This window comes from Vibrio sp. R12-SG2-ISO1 (assembly GCF_059834045.1).
This window is the reverse complement of sequence record NZ_JCBDGO010000028.1, coordinates 1-4,916: the sequence shown is the minus strand read 5'-3', so window position 1 is coordinate 4,916 and position 4,916 is coordinate 1. Positions and strand designations below refer to the sequence as shown.

Genomic DNA, 4,916 nt, shown 5'->3' with positions numbered 1-4,916 from the left:
GATGTGGGGGATAACCATTGGAAACGATGGCTAATACCGCATAATAGCTTCGGCTCAAAGAGGGGGACCTTCGGGCCTCTCGCGTCAGGATATGCCCAGGTGGGATTAGCTAGTTGGTGAGGTAAGGGCTCACCAAGGCGACGATCCCTAGCTGGTCTGAGAGGATGATCAGCCACACTGGAACTGAGACACGGTCCAGACTCCTACGGGAGGCAGCAGTGGGGAATATTGCACAATGGGCGCAAGCCTGATGCAGCCATGCCGCGTGTATGAAGAAGGCCTTCGGGTTGTAAAGTACTTTCAGCAGTGAGGAAGGTGGGTGCGTTAATAGCGCACTCATTTGACGTTAGCTGCAGAAGAAGCACCGGCTAACTCCGTGCCAGCAGCCGCGGTAATACGGAGGGTGCGAGCGTTAATCGGAATTACTGGGCGTAAAGCGCATGCAGGTGGTTTGTTAAGTCAGATGTGAAAGCCCGGGGCTCAACCTCGGAATTGCATTTGAAACTGGCAGACTAGAGTACTGTAGAGGGGGGTAGAATTTCAGGTGTAGCGGTGAAATGCGTAGAGATCTGAAGGAATACCGGTGGCGAAGGCGGCCCCCTGGACAGATACTGACACTCAGATGCGAAAGCGTGGGGAGCAAACAGGATTAGATACCCTGGTAGTCCACGCCGTAAACGATGTCTACTTGGAGGTTGTGGCCTTGAGCCGTGGCTTTCGGAGCTAACGCGTTAAGTAGACCGCCTGGGGAGTACGGTCGCAAGATTAAAACTCAAATGAATTGACGGGGGCCCGCACAAGCGGTGGAGCATGTGGTTTAATTCGATGCAACGCGAAGAACCTTACCTACTCTTGACATCTACAGAACTTAGCAGAGATGCTTTGGTGCCTTCGGGAACTGTAAGACAGGTGCTGCATGGCTGTCGTCAGCTCGTGTTGTGAAATGTTGGGTTAAGTCCCGCAACGAGCGCAACCCTTATCCTTGTTTGCCAGCACTTCGGGTGGGAACTCCAGGGAGACTGCCGGTGATAAACCGGAGGAAGGTGGGGACGACGTCAAGTCATCATGGCCCTTACGAGTAGGGCTACACACGTGCTACAATGGCGCATACAGAGGGCGGCGAACTTGCGAGAGTAAGCGAATCCCAAAAAGTGCGTCGTAGTCCGGATTGGAGTCTGCAACTCGACTCCATGAAGTCGGAATCGCTAGTAATCGTGGATCAGAATGCCACGGTGAATACGTTCCCGGGCCTTGTACACACCGCCCGTCACACCATGGGAGTGGGCTGCAAAAGAAGTGGGTAGTTTAACCTTCGGGAGGACGCTCACCACTTTGTGGTTCATGACTGGGGTGAAGTCGTAACAAGGTAGCGCTAGGGGAACCTGGCGCTGGATCACCTCCTTATACGATGATTATCGTTTTGAGTGTCCACACAGATTGATATGGTTTGTAAAAGTAAAGAGAGATTCTAGAGGCTAGTTACTAGTCCCTAGAATAAAATGAACCTTTCCCAAAAGGTTCACAGTCTCTAGGAACTAGGCACTAGTTCACTAGAAACTTATCCAGTGTCCCGTTCGTCTAGAGGCCTAGGACACCGCCCTTTCACGGCGGTAACAGGGGTTCGACTCCCCTACGGGATACCACGGGTCGTTAGCTCAGTTGGTAGAGCAGTTGACTTTTAATCAATTGGTCGCAGGTTCGAATCCTGCACGACCCACCACTTTTCTCTTATGCGGCGTTAAGTTGCTCGTTGTGTACTTTTGTACACGGCCTTACAACTTGCCTTGCCTAAGAAAAAAGTAACCACATAATGTGGGCGATTAGCTCAGTTGGGAGAGCACCTGCCTTACAAGCAGGGGGTCACTGGTTCGAGCCCGGTATCGCCCACCATTCTCTAAATGTTTTTGGATAGAAACGTCCAAACCACTTCAGTAAAACGTATGTGGTTAGATTCTTTGACTCTGAAAGTCTTTAGAAAATGTACTTCCTTGTGAAGAAACATGCTCTTTAACAATTTGGAAAGCTGACAAAACAACAATTTATTGTTGTTTGTAAAGTTCTCAAAGTATTCATATCTATGAATACACAAAAACACATTCAAGTGTTCTTGGGAATAAGTTATCTAGGAACTAGACACTAGTCTCTAGGCACTTATTCATATTTGAGTCCGGCAAAATCGAGTCTGCATCATGTTTAAATAATTGCAGACAACTTTGGTTGCTTAGTTTGTTTTCACTTTTCAAAGTGAAAGTAAATGAGCCAATAAGACCCTTTGGGGTTGTATGGTTAAGTGACTAAGCGTACACGGTGGATGCCTTGGCAGTCAGAGGCGATGAAGGACGTATTAACTTGCGATAAGCCCAGATTAGGTAGTAAAAACCACTTGAGTCTGGGATTTCCGAATGGGGAAACCCACCTGCACAAGCAGGTATCGTTATGTGAATACATAGCATAACGAGGCGAACCGGGGGAACTGAAACATCTAAGTACCCCGAGGAAAAGAAATCAACCGAGATTCCGAAAGTAGCGGCGAGCGAAATTGGACTAGCCCTTAAGCTTTATATGCGTTAGACGAACGGTCTGGAAAGTCCGGCAATAAAGGGTGATAGCCCCGTAGTTGACAACGCACATTCAGTGAAATCGAGTAGGGCGGGACACGTGATATCCTGTCTGAATATGGGGGGACCATCCTCCAAGGCTAAATACTACTGACTGACCGATAGTGAACCAGTACCGTGAGGGAAAGGCGAAAAGAACCCCTGTGAGGGGAGTGAAATAGAACCTGAAACCGTGTACGTACAAGCAGTAGGAGCACCTTCGTGGTGTGACTGCGTACCTTTTGTATAATGGGTCAGCGACTTATATTCAGTGGCAAGGTTAACCATCTAGGGGAGCCGTAGGGAAACCGAGTCTTAACTGGGCGCTCAGTCTCTGGATATAGACCCGAAACCAGGTGATCTAGCCATGGGCAGGTTGAAGGTTGAGTAACATCAACTGGAGGACCGAACCGACTAATGTTGAAAAATTAGCGGATGACTTGTGGCTAGGGGTGAAAGGCCAATCAAACCTGGAGATAGCTGGTTCTCCCCGAAAGCTATTTAGGTAGCGCCTCGGACGAATACTACTGGGGGTAGAGCACTGTTAAGGCTAGGGGGTCATCCCGACTTACCAACCCTTTGCAAACTCCGAATACCAGTAAGTACTATCCGGGAGACACACGGCGGGTGCTAACGTCCGTCGTGGAGAGGGAAACAACCCAGACCGCCAGCTAAGGTCCCAAATTATAGCTAAGTGGGAAACGATGTGGGAAGGCTTAGACAGCTAGGATGTTGGCTTAGAAGCAGCCATCATTTAAAGAAAGCGTAATAGCTCACTAGTCGAGTCGGCCTGCGCGGAAGATGTAACGGGGCTAAGCTATAAACCGAAGCTGCGGCAATACCTTTTAGGTATTGGGTAGGGGAGCGTTCTGTAAGCCGTTGAAGGTGTGTTGTAAAGCATGCTGGAGGTATCAGAAGTGCGAATGCTGACATGAGTAACGATAAAGGGGGTGAAAAACCTCCTCGCCGGAAGACCAAGGGTTCCTGTCCAACGTTAATCGGGGCAGGGTAAGTCGACCCCTAAGGCGAGGCCGAAAGGCGTAGTCGATGGGAAACGGGTTAATATTCCCGTACTTCAACTTATTGCGATGGGGGGACGGAGAAGGCTAGGTGGGCCTGGCGACGGTTGTCCAGGTTCAAGTGCGTAGGCTTGAGAGTTAGGTAAATCCGGCTCTCTTTAAGGCTGAGACACGATGTCGAGCGCCCAAGGGCGTGAAGTCATTGATGCCATGCTTCCAGGAAAAGCCTCTAAGCTTCAGATAAGTTGGAATCGTACCCCAAACCGACACAGGTGGTCGGGTAGAGAATACCAAGGCGCTTGAGAGAACTCGGGTGAAGGAACTAGGCAAAATGGTACCGTAACTTCGGGAGAAGGTACGCTCTTGACGGTGAAGTCCCTCGCGGATGGAGCTATTGAGAGTCGCAGATACCAGGTGGCTGCAACTGTTTATTAAAAACACAGCACTGTGCAAAATCGTAAGATGACGTATACGGTGTGACGCCTGCCCGGTGCCGGAAGGTTAATTGATGGGGTTAGACTTCGGTCGAAGCTCTTGATCGAAGCCCCGGTAAACGGCGGCCGTAACTATAACGGTCCTAAGGTAGCGAAATTCCTTGTCGGGTAAGTTCCGACCTGCACGAATGGCGTAATGATGGCCACGCTGTCTCCACCCGAGACTCAGTGAAATTGAAATCGCTGTGAAGATGCAGTGTACCCGCGGCTAGACGGAAAGACCCCGTGAACCTTTACTACAGCTTGGCACTGAACATTGAGCCTACATGTGTAGGATAGGTGGGAGGCTTTGAAGCAGGTACGCCAGTATCTGTGGAGCCGACCTTGAAATACCACCCTTGTATGTTTGATGTTCTAACTTAGCCCCGTTATCCGGGGTGAGGACAGTGCCTGGTGGGTAGTTTGACTGGGGCGGTCTCCTCCCAAAGAGTAACGGAGGAGCACGAAGGTGGGCTAATCACGGTTGGACATCGTGAGGTTAGTGCAATGGCATAAGCCCGCTTGACTGCGAGAATGACAATTCGAGCAGGTGCGAAAGCAGGTCATAGTGATCCGGTGGTTCTGAATGGAAGGGCCATCGCTCAACGGATAAAAGGTACTCCGGGGATAACAGGCTGATACCGCCCAAGAGTTCATATCGACGGCGGTGTTTGGCACCTCGATGTCGGCTCATCACATCCTGGGGCTGAAGTCGGTCCCAAGGGTATGGCTGTTCGCCATTTAAAGTGGTACGCGAGCTGGGTTTAGAACGTCGTGAGACAGTTCGGTCCCTATCTGCCGTGGGCGTTGGAAGATTGAAGGGGGCT

Annotated in this window: 3 tRNA genes and 2 rRNA genes; all 5 read left to right on the top strand. The window is 50.4% G+C overall.

Annotated features, from left to right (window positions below):
- A 16S ribosomal RNA gene (locus AC6R10_RS18010) occupies window positions 1-1,404 on the top strand; the annotation flags it as partial.
- 163 nt (window positions 1,405-1,567) lie between these two features.
- A tRNA-Glu gene (locus tag AC6R10_RS18005) sits at window positions 1,568-1,643 on the top strand.
- Between the two features lies 1 nt (window position 1,644).
- A tRNA-Lys gene (locus AC6R10_RS18000) sits at window positions 1,645-1,720 on the top strand.
- 94 nt (window positions 1,721-1,814) lie between these two features.
- Window positions 1,815-1,890 (top strand) — tRNA-Val (locus tag AC6R10_RS17995).
- 394 nt (window positions 1,891-2,284) lie between these two features.
- A 23S ribosomal RNA gene (locus AC6R10_RS17990) occupies window positions 2,285-4,916 on the top strand; the annotation flags it as partial.